Source organism: Cypionkella sp. PAMC25878 (genome assembly GCF_058135695.1).
Map to the genome: position 1 here is coordinate 340,835 of NZ_CM176871.1, position 23,310 is coordinate 364,144.

The following is a 23,310-nucleotide window of genomic DNA, read 5'->3' on the forward strand; positions in this document are numbered from 1 at the left end:
CGAGGACGGCCAGGACCACATCAAACGGTCTTGCGCCGTCCATGGCAGCCGGTGGAATCTTTCTCATCAGCTCATTGCGCTGCAAGAGAATGATCGCACTCTGCTCGCGCAGGCCATCTGGACGTGCCGGCCAAAGGGCTTTGCGAAACGCCGACTTAGGCTGGTTCCCCTGAGCCCCAAACAGTCAGAACCGGTCGCCAGCGTGATAACTTCAAAACGCCACTGTGGGTCAAAACTTTTGAGCCATCGACAACACCCCTAACTATCACCAGCCCAACTTCTTCGGTATCTTCGGTCACTTCAAAGTGATTGCCATGAAGCCCTTTTGGGCGCACCCTTTGACCAGTCTTGGGGATTCAATAAATTTCGGAGGCATCATGTACCGGACAATTTTGCTTGCCTACGATGGTTCCCGTGAGGGTCGGCTGGCTCTCAGAGAAGGTGCTCGATTGGCCCAGATTTGCGGCGCGCGGGTGGTGCTCTTGGCCGTCGTCGATCTTTCGACCGGCTTCTATGCGATGGGCGATGCAAGCGGTGTTTTTGTGCTTTCCGACCCAAAGGAAGACGTGCAGAAGATTCTTGATGAAGGCGTCGAACGGCTGACCCGGATGGAATTCACCCCAGAGTCGCGCTTCGAAACAGGTCCGCCGACGGAACGGATTGTTGCCACAGCAGATGCAGTCGCGGCTGATCTGGTTGTTGTCGGGCATCACCAGCAAGGACCATTCTCGCGATGGCTGATCGGGTCGGTCGCATCGTCGCTGATAGATGGGCTGAAATGCAGCCTTCTGGTCGCAAGACTCGAAGTGTCCGATGACGTTTTGTTTAAGGGACACATCAGCGATGCGACGACCCAACCGCCAGCTCAGACAGACTCTTCGAGCGCGTAACGAAGTGTGAGGGCCTGGACAGTGTCCACGTTGAGTTCTCGCCGTTCATTCTCAAAATCAGCCGATCAGATGTGGGCCTTGCATCGTCATGGAGGATAGAATCAGGTCGAGGACGATACGTTTTTGGGGGTAAATTCGTAGCCTGCAAACCCAAAAGGCACCTGCTTTTAGGGGGCACGTCAAACGTTAACGTGGCGTTCAAAACTCGCTCTGACCCGACCTCGATGCGCTTCGTGTCATGCCCAACGGGCTCGCCCGCAGGAGCGCAAGGTTTGTCTGAGCTCCCCCCGAAATCGGACAGTGACGGAAGCTACGGTCTGAAGTCTGCCGGTCTCCAAGAGCGAGGAGTGTGCTTCGGCGCGCAAAACTGGCTCTGACTCAATTTCGATGCACTTCATGCCATGCCCACCAGCCTTGCGCGCAGGAGATCAAGGTTGGCGCGGCCGTACATCTGGCGTTTGACCAGCTTCAGCTTGGTGATCTGGCCCTCGGTCTGGCCATTGGACCACGGGCTCGTGATGGCGGCGGTTACGGCTGCCCGGTCGGCAATGATCCCGCGAGTGAAGGCGGCGAGCAATGTGGTTGCGCCTTCAATCCAGCGGTCGAGGTCTTCGGAACATCCCGTGCGGATCATGTGGTGGAAGTGTTCGACAAGGTCGCGCACCTGCCGCAGGTTTGGCAGTTCCGCCTCGATCAGTGTGACCAGCATAAGGTCGGCGCGCGACAGGCGTTCCGAGCCAAGCATAAGCAGCCTGGCGATCATGCGCGAACTTGGGCATCTGCGGGGCAACTCCGCCGCCTCATCTCGGCGTCGCCGAGTCGCCCATTCCGCCACGACGCGCAGGGATCCAGCATAGCCTCGGGCGCGCAATCGCCTCCAGAGTTCCGCACCGCTCCGGCATCCGCCATCCCATTCGTAGGACAACCAGTCGAGGTGTCCGTTAAGGGTGCTGGCTCTTGGCCGGAAGATCTCAGACTGGTCGCCACGGGCGATGGCGCGAACGCATTTGCGCGACCGGCCGGTCCGGCGCATGATCTCTTTAATCGGCACCTTGGCCATCACCATGTCCATGATGATGGCATTTTCCGCCGATCTGCGCCGCCAGCCCTCGTATTGATTGCGCTCAACGGCGGTCATCAGCTTAGGGTCAAGCCGCCCCGTGCCCACAATCCGCCGGATGTCTCGCATCGAGTTGCGGACGACGCCAAGGAAGGCCGAGCTACAATTTTCCATGAGATGCCAGCGGTCTGCGACCTGTACGGCGTCCGGACGCCCGCGGAGATCAGCAGGTCCATAGCCGCCACCGCGATCCCGCACGATGATCTCAATGGAGGGTCGTGCCGCCAGCCACGCCTGAACCGTCGCCGTTTCGCGATCCGGCAGGACATCGATGATCCGCCGTTTTTCGAGGTCACAGACGACGGTTCCATAGCGGTGGCCCTTCCGCCAGGCCCAGTCATCGATCCCGATCACTCGGGGTGCGCCATCCGTCGGTGGTGCCCTTCGGCGCACAACCCTGAGCAAGGTATCTCGGCTGACCGGAAGGACCAGTCGCGCCGCGGTCCGCTGCCCTGGCCTGCCACCAAGCGCGAGGCCTATGTGATGGACAATGCCTTCTAGACGCTCTGTCCGCCGCCCAAAACGCTGCGCGACAGCCGGGTCAAATTGCTCGGCAAAAATCTCCACCGGGCAACCGATCGACCTGCATCGGAACCGCCGCGTTCGAAGTTGCAAGCTGACCGCAGACCCATGCGAGGGCAGATCAGCCAGAGTTCTGACGTATCGGCTATGAACCGAAACCGATACCGCCGCGCATCGCGGGCAGGACGATGACTGCGACGACGATCGCGCCACCACCGTGATCTGGCCGTCAGACATTTCGATTGCTTCAACAGTCAGCCCTTCCGGGGCCTCCACACCAGTTTTGTGCATCCGCGGCATCTTGTTGTTCCTCCCGAAGCCATCACAACATGTCGAGCCAGAAAAGGTGCATCAAGATTGAGTCAGAGCCCAAAACTGACCCCTAGGCGGCGTTATCGGCGTCCAAAATTGATGTGGTGGACGGCCCCTGTCCCAACCGTGGCGCATCGGGGCGCCGTGGTATGATCAGGGCTCCAATATAGGAGGGAACCACCATGACGGAGATTGTAACGATCGGCCTAGATCTCGCGAAGAATGTGTTTCAGGTCCATGGCATTGATGCAGATGGCCGGGTTAGCATTCGCCGCAAGTTGCGGCGGGCGGAAGTGCTGCGGTTCTTCGCCACCTTGTCGCCGTGTCTGGTCGGGATGGAAGCCTGCGCGTCGTCGCATTACTGGGCGCGCGAGATCGGCCGGATCGGCCATGAGGTCAAGCTGATGCCGCCTGCTTACGTCAAGCCCTACGGGCGAAGATGTCGGCGAGGTAGGCTTGGGGATCGAGGCCGTTGAACTTGGCGGTCTCAATAATGGTCATCGCACTGGCGAGGGTTTCGCCCCCGGCGTCTGAGCCTGCGAAGAGGAAGTTCTGGCGGCCGATCACGACCGGTTTGATGGCCCGTTCGGCGGCGTTATTGTCGATGGCGACGCGACCATCGTCGAGGAAGAGGGCGAAGCCTTCCCATCGGTTCAGGGCGTAGCGGAAAGCTTTGGCAAGGTCGCTTTTGCCGGGGATGCGGGTAAGTTGGGCTTCCGCCCATGCCTTGAAGGCGCAGACTTTCGGGCGGGTTTCTTCTTGACGGACAGCCCGCCGGGCATCGCGGGATTGGCCTCTGATCTGACGCTCGATGTCATATAGATCACCGATCCGGTCCAGCGCCTCGCGGGCGATCTCGGATTTGGTGGCGGTGTGGACGTCGAAGAAGTCGCGCCGCAGATGGGCCCAGCAGGCCGCCTCGCGGATGCGGGGTTTGCCTGAGGTATCCGGGGTGTAAAGTGCTTTGAAGCCGGAATAGGCGTCTGCTTGCAGGATTCCGGAGAACCTAGGGTCCAGACTCATTGATCGTCAAAGCCAGAACAAGACGGTTGCGGCGAGAGCGACGGCGGAGAGGAAGACTTTTGGGCATCTGTCGTAACGTGTTGCCACCCGCCGCCAGTCTTTGAGACGGCCAAACATGATCTCAATCCGATTGCGGCGTTTGTATCGGCGTTTATCGTATTTGACAGGCTTCGCGCGTGACTTCCGGCCGGGGATGCAAGGCGTGATCCCCTTGTTTTTCAGGGCGTCTCGGAACCAGTCGGCGTCATAACCCCGGTCAGCCAGCAGCCACGTCGCTTTGGGTAAGCTGCCCAGTAAGGCCGCAGCGCCGGTGTAATCGCTGACCTGACCTGCGGTCATGAAGAAGCGGATCGGTCGGCCGTTTTCGTCAGTGACGGCATGCAGTTTGGTATTCATGCCACCTTTGGTCCGGCCAATCAGACGACCGCGCCCCCCTTTTTCACCCCAAGGCTTGAAGCCGTGCGGTGCGCCTTGAGATAGGTCGCGTCGATCATCACCGTCTTCGGGACCGCCGCCTCGGAGGCCAACCCTTCCATCATCCGGGCAAAGACGCCCATGTCGCCCCATCGCTTCCAACGGTTGTAAAGCGTCTTCGCCGGGCCGTATTCCTTCGGCGCGTCAGACCAACGCAAGCCATTGCGATTGATGAAGATAATGCCGCTCAAGACCCGACGATCATCGACACGCGGCACCCCGTGGCTCTTGGGAAAGAAGGGTTTAAGTCGAGCCATCTGCTCGTCCGTCAGCCAGTAAAGGTTGCTCATTGCTCAGTCTCCTTGCGGAGCCTGAATCACGGCTGCGTTGCAAAATCAATAGGTCCTGACCCTAGCAACTGGTTCGGACGCCGCAAGGGGCTGACATTGCTGGGCTACGGCTTAGGTGCGATAACCAAGCCTCTGTTTGCCATGGCCCCCAGTCTTGGCATCGTGCTGACGGCACGGCTGCTGGATCGGGTGGGTAAAGGTATTCGGGGCGCGCCGCGTGATGCGCTGGTGGCCGATATCGCCCCGCCGCATCTGCGCGGTGCGGCGTTTGGTCTGCGTCAATCGCTGGATACAGTGGGTGCTTTTGCCGGGCCGCTGTTGGCCGTGGGGCTGATGCTGCTGTGGCAGAACAATTTTCAGGCAGTATTTTGGGTCGCCGTAATACCAGGCGCCCTTGCCGTTTTGCTGCTGGCCGTGGGCGTTCAGGAACCGCCACCGCAAAACGTGACCAAGCGCACGAACCCGATAAAGCGCGCCAATCTAAAGCGGTTGGGCACCGAATATTGGCGCGTCGTGATCATCGGTGCGGTTTTCACATTGGCGCGGTTCAGCGAGGCTTTTTTGATCCTGCGCGCGCAGCGAAGCGGTATTGCCGTAGCACTGGTGCCCTTGGTGATGGTGGCAATGAATGTGGTCTATGCAGCTTCCGCCTATCCCTTTGGCAAATTGTCGGACCGGATGAGCCACGCTACGCTGCTTGCCCTTGGGCTGGTGGTCTTGATCGCTGCCGATCTGGTGCTGGCCTCTGGGGTGCATTGGGCTGTGGTTTTGGCGGGCGTCACGTTGTGGGGGCTGCACATGGGCATCACCCAAGGGCTGCTGGCCACGATGGTAGCCACCACCGCCCCGGCCGACCTGCGCGGCACGGCTTACGGATTTTTCAATCTGATGAGCGGACTGGCCTTGCTGCTGGCCAGCGCCATCGCCGGGCTGCTGTGGGACCAGTTCGGGGCAGAAGCAACGTTTCTGGCCGGGGCGGCAGTCGCCACGGTTGCCTTGGGGTTGCTGGTTATTTTCAAACCCAAAGCCGCAGCGACTGCGACCGAGATGGATCATTCATCTTAGCCACAATGAGCGCCTCACGGTCGCAATGTTAGACGAAATGTGTCTGCCAGCGCTGACGCAAATGGCTTGCCGCCATAACGCTGAACTCAGGCCGGATACGAGACCTTCGCCGACGTGGCGGCCCGCTTGCCCATCTTCATCGAGCAGGTTTACAATTCGAAAAGACTGCACTCCGCCCTCGGCTACCGAACCCCCGAGGAATTCGAAACCCTATTCGCCCGAAAGGCGGCTTAGTTCGGATGGCACCCTGTGGTCCAGCCCGAGGGGGTCACTCCATACCCGGGTCACTTCCGGGTGGAAATCAACAGATGGAGGTTGGGGCGCACTGATCAAGTCACTAGTTTTTCTGTCACACCGGTAATTCAAGGCAATTTGCCTTGAATTACGCAAAATATACTGGCGGGCAATATAACGTCGGTGGTCTCTGGAAACCGAGTGAGCAACTTAAATTTCTTCCGTATTCGCTGTCAGCACCAGTGGCGCGATGAAGGGTTGACGTTGCAAGCTTCGCGCGCTGAGCGAAATGGCCTAAAGCAAGGTTGGTAGGCTAAGGGCGCATACCGAACTTGATCATCATTAAGCCGCTAGGAGCACGCGTACTTCATAACTCTTGAGCGACAAGCGTGCGGCTTGCATACTGAAGGCTGTCGTCGCTAGTTCGGGAAACAATGCTTCGATCTCAGCTCGTTGATCGCTGCCCATATTAGACAAGGTGCGATCCGCCGGCTGGAAGCTTTCAGTCCATGCCCCATTGGCACGGATGATCTCATGGCGGTCGAACAGCAAGTGAACATAGGTAATTTGACTGGTTTGCAACTGTTCGATGCCAGGCAATGCAGTTAAATGGATTGCCGCGACAAGCACTTCCGCCTCGCCAAATAACATTTCTGCGCGGGGCTCAGCCATGAGCATACGGTGTTGGGGCGAGACCAACATATCTCTGTCGGGCAAGCCGTGGCTAAGAGCCCCAGCGGCAATGCGGATCGGCTGGAGCGATGGCTGCACGATAAGGTCCGCGAGATTAAGGTCGCGCTTGCCGATCCAGCGTACGGGCTGAAGTCCATTGTCCAGCGTGTTTACCAAATCACAAGGCAGTAGATCCTCGACAGCAACCTCTCCGCGCTCAGTAAGGATCATCGTTCCCGGGGTGAAGCAGGGTAAAACCTTCTCAACGTTCGTAAAGCTCATCGTCCCGATCACGTGCCCAGCTGCATCAAGGAACTGGACGGTCCCATTCTCATGGTTGAACGGGTCATAGATGATATTTGTTCGCGACCATCCCCATGCACTCAGGTCAACCACATCGTTATCGGTAATTCCTTCACCACCGTCTATGGTGTCTCCGATACCACCAAAGAAGCTATCGTTGCCGTCGCCGCCGTACAGCGCATCATGCCCCTCCTGGGGAGCAAAGTAATCATCGCCGTTGCCACCGAAGATGGTGTCATCCCCGAGGCCACCATCTAGTTGGTCATTTCCGGTGCCGCCGATCAACGTGTCATTGCCCGCGCCACCGATCAGCGTGTCATTGCCCACGCCGCCGTCAAGCACGTTGGCTCCGGCATCGCCGGTCAGGCTGTCATTGAACGCCGAGCCGGTGAGGTTCTCGATGCTGGTGAGGCTGTCGCCAGCCGCATCGCCGCCAGAGCCAAGACCGGTGGCCAGGTTGACAGTGACCCCCGCAGAGGAGGCCGTGTAATCCGCCGTATCGGTGCCGGTGCCGCCGATCAACGTGTCATTGCCCGCGCCACCGATCAGCGTGTCATTGCCCACGCCGCCGTCAAGCACGTTGGCTCCGGCATCGCCGGTCAGGCTGTCATTGAACGCCGAGCCGGTGAGGTTCTCGATGCTGGTGAGGCTGTCGCCAGCCGCATCACCGCCAGAGCCAAGACCGGTGGCCAGATTAACTGTTACGCCAGAGGCCGAAGCAGAGTAATCCGCCGTGTCGGTGCCGGTGCCGCCAATGAGGCTATCCGCTCCCGCGCCACCAATCAGCGTGTCATTGCCCGCGCCGCCATCAAGGACGTTTGCACCAGCATCGCCGGTCAGGCTGTCATTGAAGGCCGAGCCGGTGAGGTTCTCGATGCTGGTGAGGCTGTCGCCAGCCGCATCGCCGCCAGAGCCAAGACCGGTGGCCAGATTAACCGTCACGCCAGAGGCCGAAGCAGAGTAATCCGCCGTATCGGTGCCGGTGCCGCCGATCAACGTGTCATTGCCCGCGCCACCGATCAGCGTGTCATTGCCCACGCCGCCGTCAAGCACGTTGGCTCCGGCATCGCCGGTCAGGCTGTCATTGAACGCCGAGCCGGTGAGGTTCTCGATGCTGGTGAGGCTGTCGCCAGCCGCATCACCGCCAGAGCCAAGACCGGTGGCCAGGTTGACAGTGACCCCCGCAGAGGAGGCCGTGTAATCCGCCGTATCGGTGCCGGTGCCGCCGATCAACGTGTCATTGCCCGCGCCACCGATCAGCGTGTCATTGCCCACGCCGCCGTCAAGCACGTTGGCTCCGGCATCGCCGGTCAGGCTGTCATTGAACGCCGAGCCGGTGAGGTTCTCGATGCTGGTGAGGCTGTCGCCAGCCGCATCGCCGCCAGAGCCAAGACCGGTGGCCAGGTTGACAGTGACCCCCGCAGAGGAGGCCGTGTAATCCGCCGTATCGGTGCCGGTGCCGCCGTCCAGAAGGTCGGACCCAGCGCCACCCGCCAGTGTGTCATTCTCTGACCCGCCGTAAAGGCTGTCATTACCTGCACCACCGTACAGCAAGTCAGCTCCCGCGGCTCCGGTCAGCACGTTTGCACTGCTATCGCCTGTGAGCAGATCATTGAACGCCGAGCCGGTGAGGTTCTCGATGCTGGTGAGGCTGTCGCCAGCCGCATCACCGCCAGAGCCAAGACCGGTGGCCAGATTAACCGTCACGCCAGAGGCCGAAGCAGAGTAATCCGCCGTGTCGGTGCCGGTGCCGCCAATGAGGCTATCCGCTCCCGCGCCACCAATCAGCGTGTCATTGCCCGCGCCGCCATCAAGGACGTTTGCACCAGCATCGCCGGTCAGGCTGTCATTGAACGCCGAGCCGGTGAGGTTCTCGATGCTGGTGAGGCTGTCGCCAGCCGCATCGCCGCCAGAGCCAAGACCGGTGGCCAGGTTGACAGTGACCCCCGCAGAGGAGGCCGTGTAATCCGCCGTATCGGTGCCGGTGCCGCCGATCAACGTGTCATTGCCCGCGCCACCGATCAGCGTGTCATTGCCCACGCCGCCGTCAAGCACGTTGGCTCCGGCATCGCCGGTCAGGCTGTCATTGAACGCCGAGCCGGTGAGGTTCTCGATGCTGGTGAGGCTGTCGCCAGCCGCATCACCGCCAGAGCCAAGACCGGTGGCCAGATTAACCGTCACGCCAGAGGCCGAAGCAGAGTAATCCGCCGTATCGGTGCCGGTGCCGCCGATCAACGTGTCATTGCCCGCGCCACCGATCAGCGTGTCATTTCCCACGCCGCCGTCAAGCACGTTTGCACTGCTATCGCCTGTGAGCAGATCATTGAACGCCGAGCCGGTGAGGTTCTCGATGCTGGTGAGGCTGTCGCCAGCCGCATCGCCGCCAGAGCCAAGACCGGTGGCCAGGTTGACAGTGACCCCCGCAGAGGAGGCCGTGTAATCCGCCGTATCGGTGCCGGTGCCGCCGATCAACGTGTCATTGCCCGCGCCACCGATCAGCGTGTCATTGCCCACGCCGCCGTCAAGCACGTTGGCTCCGGCATCGCCGGTCAGGCTGTCATTGAAGGCCGAGCCGGTGAGGTTCTCGATGCTGGTGAGGCTGTCGCCAGCCGCATCGCCGCCAGAGCCAAGACCGGTGGCCAGATTAACCGTCACGCCAGAGGCCGAAGCAGAGTAATCCGCCGAATCGGTGCCGGTGCCGCCGTCCAGAAGGTCGGACCCAGCGCCACCCGCCAGTGTGTCATTCTCTGACCCGCCGTAAAGGCTGTCATTACCTGCACCACCGTACAGCAAGTCAGCTCCCGCGGCTCCGGTCAGCACGTTTGCACTGCTATCGCCTGTGAGCAGATCATTGAACGCCGAGCCGGTGAGGTTCTCGATGCTGGTGAGGCTGTCGCCAGCCGCATCACCGCCAGAGCCAAGACCGGTGGCCAGGTTGACAGTGACCCCCGCAGAGGAGGCCGTGTAATCCGCCGTATCGGTGCCGGTGCCGCCGATCAACGTGTCATTGCCCGCGCCACCGATCAGCGTGTCATTGCCCACGCCGCCGTCAAGCACGTTGGCTCCGGCATCGCCGGTCAGGCTGTCATTGAACGCCGAGCCGGTGAGGTTCTCGATGCTGGTGAGGCTGTCGCCAGCCGCATCACCGCCAGAGCCAAGACCGGTGGCCAGGTTGACCGTCACGCCAGAGGCCGAAGCAGAGTAATCCGCCGAATCGGTGCCGGTGCCGCCGTCCAGAAGGTCGGACCCAGCGCCACCCGCCAGTGTGTCATTCTCTGACCCGCCGTAAAGGCTGTCATTACCTGCACCACCGTACAGCAAGTCAGCTCCCGCGGCTCCGGTCAGCACGTTTGCACTGCTATCGCCTGTGAGCAGATCATTGAACGCCGAGCCGGTGAGGTTCTCGATGCTGGTGAGGCTGTCGCCAGCCGCATCACCGCCAGAGCCAAGACCGGTGGCAAGATTAACTGTTACGCCAGAGGCCGAAGCAGAGTAATCCGCCGTGTCGGTGCCGGTGCCGCCAATGAGGCTATCCGCTCCCGCGCCACCAATCAGCGTGTCATTGCCCGCGCCGCCATCAAGGACGTTTGCACCAGCATCGCCGGTCAGGCTGTCATTGAACGCCGAGCCGGTGAGGTTCTCGATGCTGGTGAGGCTGTCGCCAGCCGCATCACCGCCAGAGCCAAGACCGGTGGCCAGATTAACCGTCACGCCAGAGGCCGAAGCAGAGTAATCCGCCGTATCGGTGCCGGTGCCGCCGATCAACGTGTCATTGCCCGCGCCACCGATCAGCGTGTCATTTCCCACGCCGCCGTCAAGCACGTTGGCTCCGGCATCGCCGGTCAGGCTGTCATTGAACGCCGAGCCGGTGAGGTTCTCGATGCTGGTGAGGCTGTCGCCAGCCGCATCGCCACCAGAGCCAAGACCGGTGGCCAGATTAACCGTCACGCCAGAGGCCGAAGCAGAGTAATCCGCCGTATCGGTGCCGGTGCCGCCGATCAACGTGTCATTGCCCGCGCCACCGATCAGCGTGTCATTTCCCACGCCGCCGTCAAGCACGTTTGCACTGCTATCGCCTGTGAGCAGATCATTGAACGCCGAGCCGGTGAGGTTCTCGATGCTGGTGAGGCTGTCGCCAGCCGCATCGCCGCCAGAGCCAAGACCGGTGGCCAGGTTGACAGTGACCCCCGCAGAGGAGGCCGTGTAATCCGCCGTATCGGTGCCGGTGCCGCCGATCAACGTGTCATTGCCCGCGCCACCGATCAGCGTGTCATTGCCCACGCCGCCGTCAAGCACGTTGGCTCCGGCATCGCCGGTCAGGCTGTCATTGAAGGCCGAGCCGGTGAGGTTCTCGATGCTGGTGAGGCTGTCGCCAGCCGCATCACCGCCAGAGCCAAGACCGGTGGCCAGGTTGACCGTCACGCCAGAGGCCGAAGCAGAGTAATCCGCCGAATCGGTGCCGGTGCCGCCGTCCAGAAGGTCGGACCCAGCGCCACCCGCCAGTGTGTCATTCTCTGACCCGCCGTAAAGGCTGTCATTACCTGCACCACCGTACAGCAAGTCAGCTCCCGCGGCTCCGGTCAGCACGTTTGCACTGCTATCGCCTGTGAGCAGATCATTGAACGCCGAGCCGGTGAGGTTCTCGATGCTGGTGAGGCTGTCGCCAGCCGCATCACCGCCAGAGCCAAGACCGGTGGCCAGATTAACCGTCACGCCAGAGGCCGAAGCAGAGTAATCCGCCGTATCGGTGCCGGTGCCGCCGATCAACGTGTCATTGCCCGCGCCACCGATCAGCGTGTCATTGCCCACGCCGCCGTCAAGCACGTTGGCTCCGGCATCGCCGGTCAGGCTGTCATTGAACGCCGAGCCGGTGAGGTTCTCGATGCTGGTGAGGCTGTCGCCAGCCGCATCACCGCCAGAGCCAAGACCGGTGGCAAGATTAACCGTCACGCCAGAGGCCGAAGCAGAGTAATCCGCCGTGTCGGTGCCGGTGCCGCCAATGAGGCTATCCGCTCCCGCGCCACCAATCAGCGTGTCATTGCCCGCGCCGCCATCAAGGACGTTTGCACCAGCATCGCCGGTCAGGCTGTCATTGAACGCCGAGCCGGTGAGGTTCTCGATGCTGGTGAGGCTGTCGCCAGCCGCATCACCGCCAGAGCCAAGACCGGTGGCCAGATTAACCGTCACGCCAGAGGCCGAAGCAGAGTAATCCGCCGTATCGGTGCCGGTGCCGCCGATCAACGTGTCATTGCCCGCGCCACCGATCAGCGTGTCATTGCCCACGCCGCCGTCAAGCACGTTGGCTCCGGCATCGCCGGTCAGGCTGTCATTGAACGCCGAGCCGGTGAGGTTCTCGATGCTGGTGAGGCTGTCGCCAGCCGCATCACCGCCAGAGCCAAGACCGGTGGCCAGGTTGACAGTGACCCCCGCAGAGGAGGCCGTGTAATCCGCCGTATCGGTGCCGGTGCCGCCGATCAACGTGTCATTGCCCGCGCCACCGATCAGCGTGTCATTGCCCACGCCGCCGTCAAGCACGTTGGCTCCGGCATCGCCGGTCAGGCTGTCATTGAACGCCGAGCCGGTGAGGTTCTCGATGCTGGTGAGGCTGTCGCCAGCCGCATCGCCGCCAGAGCCAAGACCGGTGGCCAGGTTGACAGTGACCCCCGCAGAGGAGGCCGTGTAATCCGCCGTATCGGTGCCGGTGCCGCCGTCCAGAAGGTCGGACCCAGCGCCACCCGCCAGTGTGTCATTCTCTGACCCGCCGTAAAGGCTGTCATTACCTGCACCACCGTACAGCAAGTCAGCTCCCGCGGCTCCGGTCAGCACGTTTGCACTGCTATCGCCTGTGAGCAGATCATTGAACGCCGAGCCGGTGAGGTTCTCGATGCTGGTGAGGCTGTCGCCAGCCGCATCACCGCCAGAGCCAAGACCGGTGGCCAGATTAACCGTCACGCCAGAGGCCGAAGCAGAGTAATCCGCCGTGTCGGTGCCGGTGCCGCCAATGAGGCTATCCGCTCCCGCGCCACCAATCAGCGTGTCATTGCCCGCGCCGCCATCAAGGACGTTTGCACCAGCATCGCCGGTCAGGCTGTCATTGAACGCCGAGCCGGTGAGGTTCTCGATGCTGGTGAGGCTGTCGCCAGCCGCATCGCCGCCAGAGCCAAGACCGGTGGCCAGATTAACCGTCACGCCAGAGGCCGAAGCAGAGTAATCCGCCGTATCGGTGCCGGTGCCGCCGATCAACGTGTCATTGCCCGCGCCACCGATCAGCGTGTCATTGCCCACGCCGCCGTCAAGCACGTTGGCTCCGGCATCGCCGGTCAGGCTGTCATTGAACGCCGAGCCGGTGAGGTTCTCGATGCTGGTGAGGCTGTCGCCAGCCGCATCACCGCCAGAGCCAAGACCGGTGGCCAGATTAACCGTCACGCCAGAGGCCGAAGCAGAGTAATCCGCCGTATCGGTGCCGGTGCCGCCGATCAACGTGTCATTGCCCGCGCCACCGATCAGCGTGTCATTGCCCACGCCGCCGTCAAGCACGTTGGCTCCGGCATCGCCGGTCAGGCTGTCATTGAACGCCGAGCCGGTGAGGTTCTCGATGCTGGTGAGGCTGTCGCCAGCCGCATCACCGCCAGAGCCAAGACCGGTGGCCAGATTAACTGTTACGCCAGAGGCCGAAGCAGAGTAATCCGCCGTGTCGGTGCCGGTGCCGCCAATGAGGCTATCCGCTCCCGCGCCACCAATCAGCGTGTCATTGCCCGCGCCGCCATCAAGGACGTTTGCACCAGCATCGCCGGTCAGGCTGTCATTGAAGGCCGAGCCGGTGAGGTTCTCGATGCTGGTGAGGCTGTCGCCAGCCGCATCGCCGCCAGAGCCAAGACCGGTGGCCAGATTAACCGTCACGCCAGAGGCCGAAGCAGAGTAATCCGCCGTATCGGTGCCGGTGCCGCCGATCAACGTGTCATTGCCCGCGCCACCGATCAGCGTGTCATTGCCCACGCCGCCGTCAAGCACGTCATTGCCAGCGTCGCCGATCAGGCTGTCATCACCAACGTCTCCATAGAGCGTGTCATTTTCGGTGCCCCCGGATAATGCGTCGTTGCCGTCGCCACCATAAAGAACATCATTGCCCGCGTCGCCTGACAGTGTGTCGTTCTCGGTGCCTCCGTAAAGGGAATCGTTTCCTGCGCCGCCAAAAAGATTGTCAGTGCCGACATCGCCGCTCAGCGAATCATTACCACTGTCGCCAAATAGAGTGTCATTTTCGGTTCCGCCTGAAACCGAGTCATTGCCGTCGCCTCCATACAGAAGGTCATTCCCGGCATCACCGGATAGGATGTCGTTCTCGGTCCCGCCGTAGAGCGAGTCGTTGCCTAGGCCACCAGACAGGGAATCTGCGCCAGCATCGCCTGACAGATAGTCATTGCCGTTGTCACCCGACAAAAAGTCGTTTTCTGTACCGCCCATCAGGCTGTCATTGCCGTCGCCACCATACAGCAGATCAGTACCGGCATCCCCTGAAAGCATGTCATTGTCGGCGCCGCCATCAAGTAAGTCGTTGCCGTCGCCGCCCAGAAGTAGGTCATTGCCTGCTTCGCCCAACAGAGTGTCATTTCCGGCGCCGCCACTGACAGTATCCTCGCCCGCCCCACCACGGACAGAGTCGTTGTCGAGAAAGGTTGTCGTGTACTTGATGTCTGAAACAAAAATATATTGGTTGCCTGTACCGACGTTGCCATAGCTAATCTGAATCTGAGACAGCGGGCCGGGGATGGTGATCAGCGCTGAGCCAGCTGCATCATTAGGGTTCTCTGAACCTGTGCCCGCCGTGACTGTGTTGCCCGACACTGTATCGGTGCCGCCTGGCGTAATATTGACTGCAACCGGATTGCCATCTGCGTCGTAGGCGCGGATCGAGACGATGTCTTGCCACGTGTCCCTATCGATGTCGTCGATTCGAAAGCTGACGTTGGTGATCGACCCCGAAACATTTGACCCGGGCACGCTGGCAAAATTCAGCGTTGTGGTCGAGGTGGCACCCGATCCAGTTCCTTGCAGGAAAAGCGATGAATTTGCGTTATAGGTTTCGCCTGCAGCCACATATGTCGTGGTGCCTGTATCTACTTGGCTGGCTGTCGAAATTCCATCGTTGCGCACGCTGCCAGTCATCCGCACGCCGCCGTTATCAAGCGTGAAACCGCTGGAAATATTGGTGCCGTTTCCCAAGTTTGACCAGTTCAGTTGCGCAGTACTGGTACTTGCCGTCGCGGAGCCCGCGGTAATGTTGTCATTGCCGCTGCCTGCAATAACAGTGTCGCTGCCGCCGCCAGCGTCGATGGTCGAATTAGTGGAATTGGCTGCGGCATTGATCGAGTCAGCTTGCGCTGTTGTGGTGATGTTCTCGACTTGGGCGAAGCTAGCCGTGCTCGTCCCATCGGTGATCGTACCGGCCTCGCTTCCGGTATAACTGACCGTAATACCGCTGGTCAGACTGCTGGCGGTGATCGTGTCACCCGAGGTTTCACTCGTCTCTCCACCGGTAATCGTGTCATTGCCGAAAGTGCTCGTGAGTTCTATTCTGTCATCGCCTGCGCCGCCTGCCAGGTTATCATTGCCTGTGCCGCCATCCAACGTATCGTTGCCTGCGTCACCGGATAGTGTGTCACCGCCGGCACCTCCAAACAGCGAGTCATTGCCGTCACCGCCATAAAGCGTGTCGCTGCCGCCACCGCCGTAAAGAGTGTCGTCACCAGCATTGCCGCTAATGCTGTCGGCTCCGCCGCCACCTGAAAAAGTGTCGTTGCCTGATGAGCCATTATAATTTGCCATTGTACTTTTTTGCCCGTACCTGCGCTACCATCTCATCAAAACAAGAAGATTTTGTCTGGACGGGGGCTTTTTTTATGTAAGGTCGGAAACAATTATGTCGAAAGTGAGGCACTTGGATAAAACGTGCTGCCACGTGCGGTGGTTTCGGTTTCGCAAAAAAATTACCGCCTTTGAATGAAAAAGCGGCCGTTTGGGAGCTTGAGCGTGTTTTCTCCTCGGAAAATCTCACCCCACGGCATGCAGCGACAAGCAAAAAGCTCCTCAAAAGCTAACCAAAGCCGCTGCCCCGCATCCTTGCGTAAGGCTTGGGCAATGCTGGAATTGGAGCTGATGCCATCGCCGACCGTTTTGGCTGCCCAAGACTTAATCGCATTGGTGGCATAGCCATTGCTGCGGACCAGCCAGCGTGCGCGCGCGTTCATCTCGAGCGGGTCCGTCACCATCACCAGCAGTGGCTTCACATTACCCAGCAGCCGACCGGCGACGTCGGCGGACGTGCTGTCGCCGCAGATCAGCCGATGCATCCCCAACTGCCAAACGGTCGCCCGCCACCGACACCGGCGTGACCGGTGGTTCGGGAATGTCGTCCTCGGCTTCGACCGCGCCACCTTCCACATTATCCGGACCCCGTAGAGCAGGGCGTCCAGATCCTCGTCGGTGACGCCCAGCAGCGACAAGTCGAAATCCTCGGCCAGTAGCCTCGCGATTTCGTCGCGCAACATGGCCTCGTCCCATTCGCCCAGTTTGTTGACCGCGGCGGCCAGCACCCAGCCATGCCGCCATGTTGGGTGATTTTGTGAATGACGTGGGTGGGGACCACGCGACCCTCGCTCCTTCATCACCTGTTCCTGCCACTGTCCGGCCTAATGCACTGAACCGTGCGCTGTGAAACCTGATCGACAATGCGGTGCGCTATGGCGGCGCTGCAGAGGTCAGCCTGACGCAAGAACCGGGGTTCGCGAAGATCGCGGTGGCGGATAAGGGTCCGAGCTTGCCCGAGGACCAATTGGAGGCAGTGTTTGAACCGTTCGTGCGGCTGGAAGCCTCCCGCGTCCGCGATACCGGGGGTGTTGGTTTGGGTTTAGCCATAGCCAGGACCATCATTCAGGCGCATGGCGGCAACATCCAATTGCACAACCGGATTAGGGTCCAGACTCATTGATCGTCAAAGCCAGAACAAGACGGTTGCGGCGAGAGCGACGGCGGAGAGGAAGACTTTTGGGCATCTGTCGTAACGTGTTGCCACCCGCCGCCAGTCTTTGAGACGGCCAAACATGATCTCAATCCGATTGCGGCGTTTGTATCGGCGTTTATCGTATTTGACAGGCTTCGCGCGTGACTTCCGGCCGGGGATGCAAGGCGTGATCCCCTTGTTTTTCAGGGCGTCTCGGAACCAGTCGGCGTCATAACCCCGGTCAGCCAGCAGCCACGTCGCTTTGGGTAAGCTGCCCAGTAAGGCCGCAGCGCCGGTGTAATCGCTGACCTGACCTGCGGTCATGAAGAAGCGGATCGGTCGGCCGTTTTCGTCAGTGACGGCATGCAGTTTGGTATTCATGCCACCTTTGGTCCGGCCAATCAGACGACCGCGCCCCCCTTTTTCACCCCAAGGCTTGAAGCCGTGCGGTGCGCCTTGAGATAGGTCGCGTCGATCATCACCGTCTTCGGGACCGCCGCCTCGGAGGCCAACCCTTCCATCATCCGGGCAAAGACGCCCATGTCGCCCCATCGCTTCCAACGGTTGTAAAGCGTCTTCGCCGGGCCGTATTCCTTCGGCGCGTCAGACCAACGCAAGCCATTGCGATTGATGAAGATAATGCCGCTCAAGACCCGACGATCATCGACACGCGGCACCCCGTGGCTCTTGGGAAAGAAGGGTTTAAGTCGAGCCATCTGCTCGTCCGTCAGCCAGTAAAGGTTGCTCATTGCTCAGTCTCCTTGCGGAGCCTGAATCACGGCTGCGTTGCAAAATCAATAGGTCCTGACCCTAGCGGCGGGCTAATCGCAATCGTTCGCTTGCCGATCGGTGCGGCCTGAATACCCCACGATGGCCAGGAACCCGGGCCGTTCCCATGTGGAAAGGGCATGGCACGGCTTGGATGGCAGATGGCCATCTTTCCCTCGGCGCAGTTAGCGCTCATGTCAGGGCCGTTCGCAAAAGCGCCTTCATCCAAGCGAAACCCGAAGGTCGGCAAGAGCCTCAAGCTGCGAGCGCACATGGGCATCCAGCACCCGCTGCATTGTAGATACCTCGATCACGATCGGTTTGCCCGATTGCTTTTCCACCTCCGCCGCCACTTGCGCGGCCATCAGCGCAGCCACCCGGGCAGGCCAAGTCACCCAGACATCGCGTTCTTGCCGCGCCAAGCGGAACACCATCGCTTCGGCGCGTGCGCGGTCGACCAATGTGCCCTTCTTCTTCTGGATCGCCAACTGGCGTTCCTGCGCATGGTAGACCGTCAGCGCCGTGCGGGCTTTGAGATAGCTGTCGGTTCCGCCGCCGCCGTTGGTTGGCAGGACTGCATCGCCTCCAAGAGAGCGGCGCTGCTGATCGGGGTCGGTCATGTCTGCCCGGCGCACGTCTGACGCGGCGGCGTTTATCGAACCGTCGGCATAAAAGACCAGCCTGCCACCGCGTTTGGCATTCTGGATCGCGCCCCGTGACTGGCCGGAATATTCGCGCTCGCTCATGCCGTTCATTGCAGCCCCATTGTCTAATCAAAGCAATGATATTGCTTGTTTTTTCGTTGATCAAGATCGGCGTAAGAGCGAACGTGATTGCAGGCGCAAAACAGCCCAAGCCCCGGAGTTCAAGCCATGACCACCAAGACCACAGCCCCCGCCAAGGCATCCAGCGAAGCGCTGCTGCTGGAGATCGCCGCCAGGCACTTCCGCCTGGAGACGCTGGAAACCCGCAATTCCGACAGCCTCGACTTCCACGATGTGGCGGTCTGATCGATCCGCGCCGCGCTGGAAGCGGCTTTCGCCGCTGGCCAAGCCGCAACCCGCTGAACAGGAGATCACGCCATGACCAACCGCCGCTCCACCGCCACGAACGACAAAGCCCTCGCCGCCTTCGTGACCGCCAAGGCCGAAATCGACGCCCGACTCGAGCGCCTGAAAGGCCTGAGCGACGACCACTTCCATGCCAACCCCGACGAGATTCACTGGGGCCATGTCGGCGATCTGCAGCGGTACGCAAATCCTACCTCCCTCTCGGGCCATTGCTGCGCAATGCCCTACCGGGCAACGGATGATCCCGCCGCCTTGAAGGCGATGATCGCGGGCTTGCGGGCCGAGAACGCCCGAATTGCAGCCGAGAACATGCGCGTTCAAGCCGATATCGAGAAGATATCCGCCACCCTGCGCGCCCATGAGGCGCTGGTTCAGGCGCTTCAAATCCAGATCGCACGGCTGAAGAAGCAGAAGTTTGGCACCAGCTCAGAACGCATCGAGCGGGAGCTCCCCTCTCGGGCCATTGCGGCGCAATGCCCTGCCGGGCAGCGGAACAGCTGGAACTGGCGCTGGAGCATCTGGAGATTGCCGGGGCGGCGGCGATCAGCGCGATTGCACCCGATGACGACGCCGAACTCAGCGCAGACGAACAAGCTGCGATGCCCAGCACTCCGCGTCGCCGCAAGCCCTTGGTGGCAGAGGGCACGCCGCGCGAACGCATCGTGCTGGACCCCGGTGATGATTGCCCGGAATGCGGCGGCACCCTGCGCCTGATCGGCGAGGACGTCAGCGAGATCCTCGAGTTGATCTCGGCCAAGCTGAAAGTGATCGAAACAGCCCGGCTGAAGAAGTCCTGCCGCCGCTGCGAGAAGATCACCCAACTGCCCGCACCCTCGCGCCCCATTCCGCGCAGCATGGTCGGCCCGGGTCTGCTGGCACATGTTCTGGTGTCGAAGTTCGACGATCACCTTCCGCTCTATCGCCAAAACGAGATACTTGCCCGGATGGGCGCAAACATCCCGGCCTCGACCCTGGTCGATTGGTGCGGCCAGGGCGTTCGGGTGCTGGAACCGCTAGGGTCAGGACCTATTGATTTTGCAACGCAGCCGTGATTCAGGCTCCGCAAGGAGACTGAGCAATGAGCAACCTTTACTGGCTGACGGACGAGCAGATGGCTCGACTTAAACCCTTCTTTCCCAAGAGCCACGGGGTGCCGCGTGTCGATGATCGTCGGGTCTTGAGCGGCATTATCTTCATCAATCGCAATGGCTTGCGTTGGTCTGACGCGCCGAAGGAATACGGCCCGGCGAAGACGCTTTACAACCGTTGGAAGCGATGGGGCGACATGGGCGTCTTTGCCCGGATGATGGAAGGGTTGGCCTCCGAGGCGGCGGTCCCGAAGACGGTGATGATCGACGCGACCTATCTCAAGGCGCACCGCACGGCTTCAAGCCTTGGGGTGAAAAAGGGGGGCGCGGTCGTCTGATTGGCCGGACCAAAGGTGGCATGAATACCAAACTGCATGCCGTCACTGACGAAAACGGCCGACCGATCCGCTTCTTCATGACCGCAGGTCAGGTCAGCGATTACACCGGCGCTGCGGCCTTACTGGGCAGCTTACCCAAAGCGACGTGGCTGCTGGCTGACCGGGGTTATGACGCCGACTGGTTCCGAGACGCCCTGAAAAACAAGGGGATCACGCCTTGCATCCCCGGCCGGAAGTCACGCGCGAAGCCTGTCAAATACGATAAACGCCGATACAAACGCCGCAATCGGATTGAGATCATGTTTGGCCGTCTCAAAGACTGGCGGCGGGTGGCAACACGTTACGACAGATGCCCAAAAGTCTTCCTCTCCGCCGTCGCTCTCGCCGCAACCGTCTTGTTCTGGCTTTGACGATCAATGAGTCTGGACCCTAGGCAGCGGGCCATCAGAGGATCGTGTCTCCCCTACACCAACAGCGTGGCTTCATAGGGTAGCGGATGGGCGACTTGAGCCATCATACATCGTCGTTCAGACCTTTTGCGTTCAGCACAGGTTTATCCGGTCTATCCACTTCAACGACCAGCGGCAGGGTAATCAGCTGTCGCAGCATCGGATTGGGGAACCGACGGTCGAGTGTAACGGCGTAAAACGTCTCTGATATTCCCGGCAAACGATCGGCCTCAATCAGAATGCCCTGTTCCAACTCATCCTTGATGGCGATCAGTGGCAGAACCGCCAGACCTGCATCCTCGCGCGCCAACAGGCGCATCATCGCCATATCGTCGATCTCGGCGACGATGCTGGGCCGGATGCCCAGTTGTGCGACCAGCGCGTCAAAACCGATGCGGATCGAGCTGTTGGTGCTGGGCAGAATGATCGGTAGGGTTGCCAGCCGCTGCGCTAGGTTTTGTGTTGATTTCAGGCGGGCTGGCGTGCCCACTAGACTGACGGGCTGTTCGGCTAGCCGGTGCGATACAAACGAGGTCGTCGCATCGCGCTGCGGCGGCTGATTGGTCAGTACCACGTCAAGGTTCAGCGTTTCCAACAGGGTCAACAGCTCTGACAAGCTGCCGGAACGCAGGATCACTTCAGTTTCCGGCTGGCCCAACACCGGGCGCAGAAACCCCAGTTGAAAGTTGCGCGACAGGGTGGCTAGCGCCCCCACCCTTAACACCTGCAAACCGCGCCCTGCGTCGCGCAGGGTTCCGAGGAGTTCATCGCCTACGGCAAAGATCGCGTCGGCATGGTCGAGCGCGATACGCCCGGCTTCGTTCAGGTGCAATTGCCGCCCCCGCCGCTCGAACAGCGGAAGGCCCAGCCGGTCCTCCAGCTTGCGGATCTGCACCGAGATCGCCGATTGCGACAGGTGCAGCTTTTCTGCCGTCCGGGTCAGGTTACCGTCATGGGCTACGGCCCGGAACAGGTGAAGGTGATGATAATTCAGGTCTGCCATTCGTTCTGTTTAACAGAACGATTTATGTCAAACAATGAATTTTACCCAGCTTAGTGCCACGGCTACTACCGCCAGACCAAGTTTGTCGGAAAGGACACTCCCGTGACCCCAGCGCTGCTTACCTATCTCGCCCCCGTTGTCTTGTTGCTCTGTGCCGCCTTGGGGGCATCGCGTTCCGGGCGGCGGCCTGCGGGAATAGCATTTGCAGCCGAAGCAGCTGGAATGATCGGCATAGCAACGGCGCTTGGCTCGGTCGCCCTGCTCATCCTGTACGGCCCATCCACGGCAAAGCTGCTGCCCGGCCTGTCGATGCGGCTGGATGTGATCAGCGCTGTGATGCTGTGTCTGGTCAGCTTTATCGGCTGGGTCGTGCTGCGCTATGCGGCCACCTATGTGGATGGCGAGGCGCGGCAAGGCGCGTTCATGGGCTGGATGTGCGCGACACTGGCCGCTGTCATGTTGCTGGTGACGGCGGGGCATCTGGTGCAACTGGTGCTGGCCTGGATCGCCACCAGCCTCAGCCTGCATCAGTTGCTGCTGTTTTACCCCGACCGCCCGCAGGCGCGCCGCGCGGCACACAAGAAGCTGGTTACGTCGGGACTGTCCAATCTGGTGATTATCGCCGCGGCGCTTGTTTTGTGGCGCGGCCTTGGCAGCGGGGATATCGCGACGATCCTGGATGCGGCACGGTCCGGTACTGCCCCGACGGCAGCGGCTTGGGCCGCGGGGCTGATAGCACTGGCGGCCGTGCTGAAATCGGCGCAGTTCCCCACCCACGGCTGGCTGACCGAGGTGATGGAGACGCCGACGCCAGTATCGGCCCTACTGCATGCGGGCGTGATCAACGCAGGCGGCTTCCTGATGATCCGGTTTGCCGACGTGATGCTGACTGCGCCGGGCGTGTTGGCGGTGCTGGTGATGCCGGGCGGGTTCACGGCAATCTTTGGCGGCATGGTGATGCTGACACAGTCGGCCGTCAAAACCTCGCTCGCGTGGTCCACCGTGGCGCAGATGGGGTTCATGGTGCTGCAATGCGGGCTTGCTCTGTTCCCACTAGCACTACTGCACATCGTCGCCCATTCACTGTACAAGGCGCACGCCTTTTTGTCGTCGGGTGGCGCGGTTGAGGCTGTGGCCACCGTGCGCCGCCCCGGCCCGATTGCGGTGCCGTCTGGGGGCAAGGTCGGCCGCGCATTTCTGGCCGCGCTGGTTATCTACGCGCTGATGACTGTCGGGTTTGATCTCGGGTTCAGCCACCATCCAAAATCGCCCCAAGCGGTGGCGTTGGGGGCGATCTTGATCTTTGGGGTCGCCTATCTGATTGCTCAAGGGTTGGCCGGTGCCGCGCCAAAGGCATTGACGCGCGCGACGGTTCTGTATGCGGTTGCAGCCTCGCTGGGCTATTTCACGCTGCAAACCGGGGCCGAGTTTCTGACAGCTGGCACGCTGCCTGCCACCCCCGCCCCCCGCCCGCTGGAATGGGCACTGATCGTGCTGGCGGTCCTCAGTTTTGGTCTGGTGGCGGTGGCGCAGGCGCTGTTCCCGCTGTGGGCGCACCATCCGGCGGCGGCAGGGCTCCGCGTGCATCTGACGAATGGGCTTTATGCCAACGCAGTATTTGACCGGCTGCTGGGCGGCGGGTCCAAATCCCGCAACGTCTGATTTAACTATATAACCCAAGGGTTCCCC

12 protein-coding genes and 5 pseudogenes are annotated in these 23,310 nt (G+C 61.1%); 9 read left to right on the forward strand and 8 right to left on the reverse strand.

Annotation, left to right across the window (positions count from 1 at the left end; genetic code table 11):
• The first annotated feature begins 377 nt into the window (after window positions 1-377).
• A complete protein-coding gene (locus ACS5RD_RS01550) occupies window positions 378-890 on the forward strand; it encodes a universal stress protein (RefSeq protein ID WP_489929699.1) in 513 nt (170 codons plus the stop codon).
• Between the two features lie 394 nt (window positions 891-1,284).
• Here ACS5RD_RS01550 and ACS5RD_RS01555 read toward each other — a convergent pair whose 3' ends face one another.
• Window positions 1,285-2,832, reverse strand: a complete 1,548-nt coding sequence (locus ACS5RD_RS01555) for an ISL3 family transposase (protein ID WP_489929700.1) — start codon at window positions 2,830-2,832, stop codon at window positions 1,285-1,287.
• A 194-nt stretch (window positions 2,833-3,026) separates the two neighbouring features.
• On the opposite strand from ACS5RD_RS01555, the pseudogene ACS5RD_RS01560 reads away from it, so the two are divergent.
• Window positions 3,027-3,284: pseudogene (locus ACS5RD_RS01560) on the forward strand (IS110 family transposase); the annotation flags it as partial.
• On the opposite strand, the pseudogene tnpC reads toward ACS5RD_RS01560, so the two are convergent.
• Window positions 3,274-3,843, reverse strand: a pseudogene (gene tnpC, locus ACS5RD_RS01565) (IS66 family transposase); the annotation flags it as partial. The pseudogenes ACS5RD_RS01560 and tnpC overlap by 11 nt on opposite strands.
• Window positions 3,844-3,873: 30 nt before the next feature.
• Window positions 3,874-4,631 (reverse strand): IS5 family transposase gene (locus ACS5RD_RS01570; protein WP_489927796.1). Its coding sequence is split into 2 segments (ribosomal slippage): window positions 3,874-4,313 and window positions 4,313-4,631, totalling 759 coding nucleotides; the frame shifts between segments, so codons are not numbered across the junction.
• Here ACS5RD_RS01570 and ACS5RD_RS01575 point away from each other — a divergent pair.
• Window positions 4,563-5,696 carry an MFS transporter gene (locus tag ACS5RD_RS01575; protein ID WP_489929701.1) on the forward strand — a complete coding sequence of 378 codons (1,134 nt, stop codon included), beginning with the start codon at window positions 4,563-4,565 and terminating at the stop codon, window positions 5,694-5,696. The genes ACS5RD_RS01570 and ACS5RD_RS01575 overlap by 69 nt on opposite strands.
• Window positions 5,697-5,792: 96 nt before the next feature.
• A pseudogene (locus tag ACS5RD_RS01580) lies at window positions 5,793-5,930 on the forward strand (IS3-like element IS981 family transposase); the annotation flags it as partial.
• 342 nt (window positions 5,931-6,272) lie between these two features.
• On the opposite strand, the gene ACS5RD_RS01585 reads toward ACS5RD_RS01580, so the two are convergent.
• Complete coding sequence (locus tag ACS5RD_RS01585; protein ID WP_489929702.1) at window positions 6,273-15,731, reverse strand: Hint domain-containing protein; 9,459 nt, start codon at window positions 15,729-15,731, stop codon at window positions 6,273-6,275.
• 428 nt (window positions 15,732-16,159) lie between these two features.
• Window positions 16,160-16,483 (reverse strand): annotated as a pseudogene (locus ACS5RD_RS01590) (DNA methylase); the annotation flags it as partial.
• A gap of 143 nt (window positions 16,484-16,626) precedes the next feature.
• Between ACS5RD_RS01590 and ACS5RD_RS01595 the strand changes: the two are divergent.
• Window positions 16,627-16,893, forward strand: a complete 267-nt coding sequence (locus tag ACS5RD_RS01595) for an ATP-binding protein (RefSeq protein WP_489931436.1) — start codon at window positions 16,627-16,629, stop codon at window positions 16,891-16,893.
• Window positions 16,894-16,896: 3 nt separating this feature from the next.
• On the opposite strand, the gene ACS5RD_RS01600 is transcribed toward ACS5RD_RS01595, so the two are convergent.
• Both ACS5RD_RS01600 and ACS5RD_RS01605 read right to left on the reverse strand, forming a co-directional pair.
• Window positions 16,897-17,654 (reverse strand): IS5 family transposase gene (locus ACS5RD_RS01600; RefSeq protein WP_489927796.1). Its coding sequence is split into 2 segments (ribosomal slippage): window positions 16,897-17,336 and window positions 17,336-17,654, totalling 759 coding nucleotides; the frame shifts between segments, so codons are not numbered across the junction.
• A 240-nt stretch (window positions 17,655-17,894) separates the two neighbouring features.
• Window positions 17,895-18,428 (reverse strand): hypothetical protein, encoded by a 534-nt coding sequence (locus ACS5RD_RS01605; RefSeq protein ID WP_489929703.1) that lies wholly within the window; start codon window positions 18,426-18,428, stop codon window positions 17,895-17,897.
• Between the two features lie 117 nt (window positions 18,429-18,545).
• Here ACS5RD_RS01605 and ACS5RD_RS01610 point away from each other — a divergent pair, with 117 nt between their 5' ends.
• The 3 genes and pseudogenes from ACS5RD_RS01610 to ACS5RD_RS01620 all read left to right on the forward strand — a co-directional run bounded on the left by ACS5RD_RS01610 (window position 18,546) and on the right by ACS5RD_RS01620 (window position 20,579).
• The gene (locus tag ACS5RD_RS01610) at window positions 18,546-18,683 is read left to right on the forward strand and encodes a DUF6900 domain-containing protein (RefSeq protein WP_489929704.1); all 138 of its coding nucleotides are present in this window, start codon (window positions 18,546-18,548) and stop codon (window positions 18,681-18,683) included.
• Between the two features lie 279 nt (window positions 18,684-18,962).
• Window positions 18,963-19,759: pseudogene (locus ACS5RD_RS01615) on the forward strand (IS66 family transposase); the annotation flags it as partial.
• A 62-nt stretch (window positions 19,760-19,821) separates the two neighbouring features.
• Window positions 19,822-20,579 (forward strand): IS5 family transposase gene (locus ACS5RD_RS01620; RefSeq protein WP_489927796.1). Its coding sequence is split into 2 segments (ribosomal slippage): window positions 19,822-20,140 and window positions 20,140-20,579, totalling 759 coding nucleotides; the frame shifts between segments, so codons are not numbered across the junction.
• 103 nt (window positions 20,580-20,682) lie between these two features.
• Here ACS5RD_RS01620 and ACS5RD_RS01625 read toward each other — a convergent pair.
• Window positions 20,683-21,621 (reverse strand): LysR family transcriptional regulator, encoded by a 939-nt coding sequence (locus ACS5RD_RS01625; RefSeq protein WP_489929705.1) that lies wholly within the window; start codon window positions 21,619-21,621, stop codon window positions 20,683-20,685.
• A 102-nt stretch (window positions 21,622-21,723) separates the two neighbouring features.
• Between ACS5RD_RS01625 and ACS5RD_RS01630 the strand changes: the two genes are divergently transcribed.
• Window positions 21,724-23,283: a proton-conducting transporter transmembrane domain-containing protein gene (locus ACS5RD_RS01630; RefSeq protein WP_489929706.1), complete on the forward strand. Its 1,560-nt coding sequence runs from the start codon at window positions 21,724-21,726 to the stop codon at window positions 23,281-23,283.
• Window positions 23,284-23,310 lie beyond the last annotated feature (27 nt).

Bases quoted from the DNA above. Each gene is read 5' to 3' on its own strand.
- ACS5RD_RS01585 (WP_489929702.1), bottom strand. From the start codon at position 15,731: ATGGCAAATTATAATGGCTCATCAGGCAACGACACTTTTTCAGGTGGC.
- ACS5RD_RS01605 (WP_489929703.1), bottom strand. From the start codon at position 18,428: ATGAACGGCATGAGCGAGCGCGAATATTCCGGCCAGTCACGGGGCGCG.
- ACS5RD_RS01625 (WP_489929705.1), bottom strand. From the start codon at position 21,621: ATGGCAGACCTGAATTATCATCACCTTCACCTGTTCCGGGCCGTAGCC.
- ACS5RD_RS01555 (WP_489929700.1), bottom strand. From the start codon at position 2,832: ATGCCGCGGATGCACAAAACTGGTGTGGAGGCCCCGGAAGGGCTGACT.
- ACS5RD_RS01550 (WP_489929699.1), top strand. From the start codon at position 378: ATGTACCGGACAATTTTGCTTGCCTACGATGGTTCCCGTGAGGGTCGG.
- ACS5RD_RS01610 (WP_489929704.1), top strand. From the start codon at position 18,546: ATGACCACCAAGACCACAGCCCCCGCCAAGGCATCCAGCGAAGCGCTG.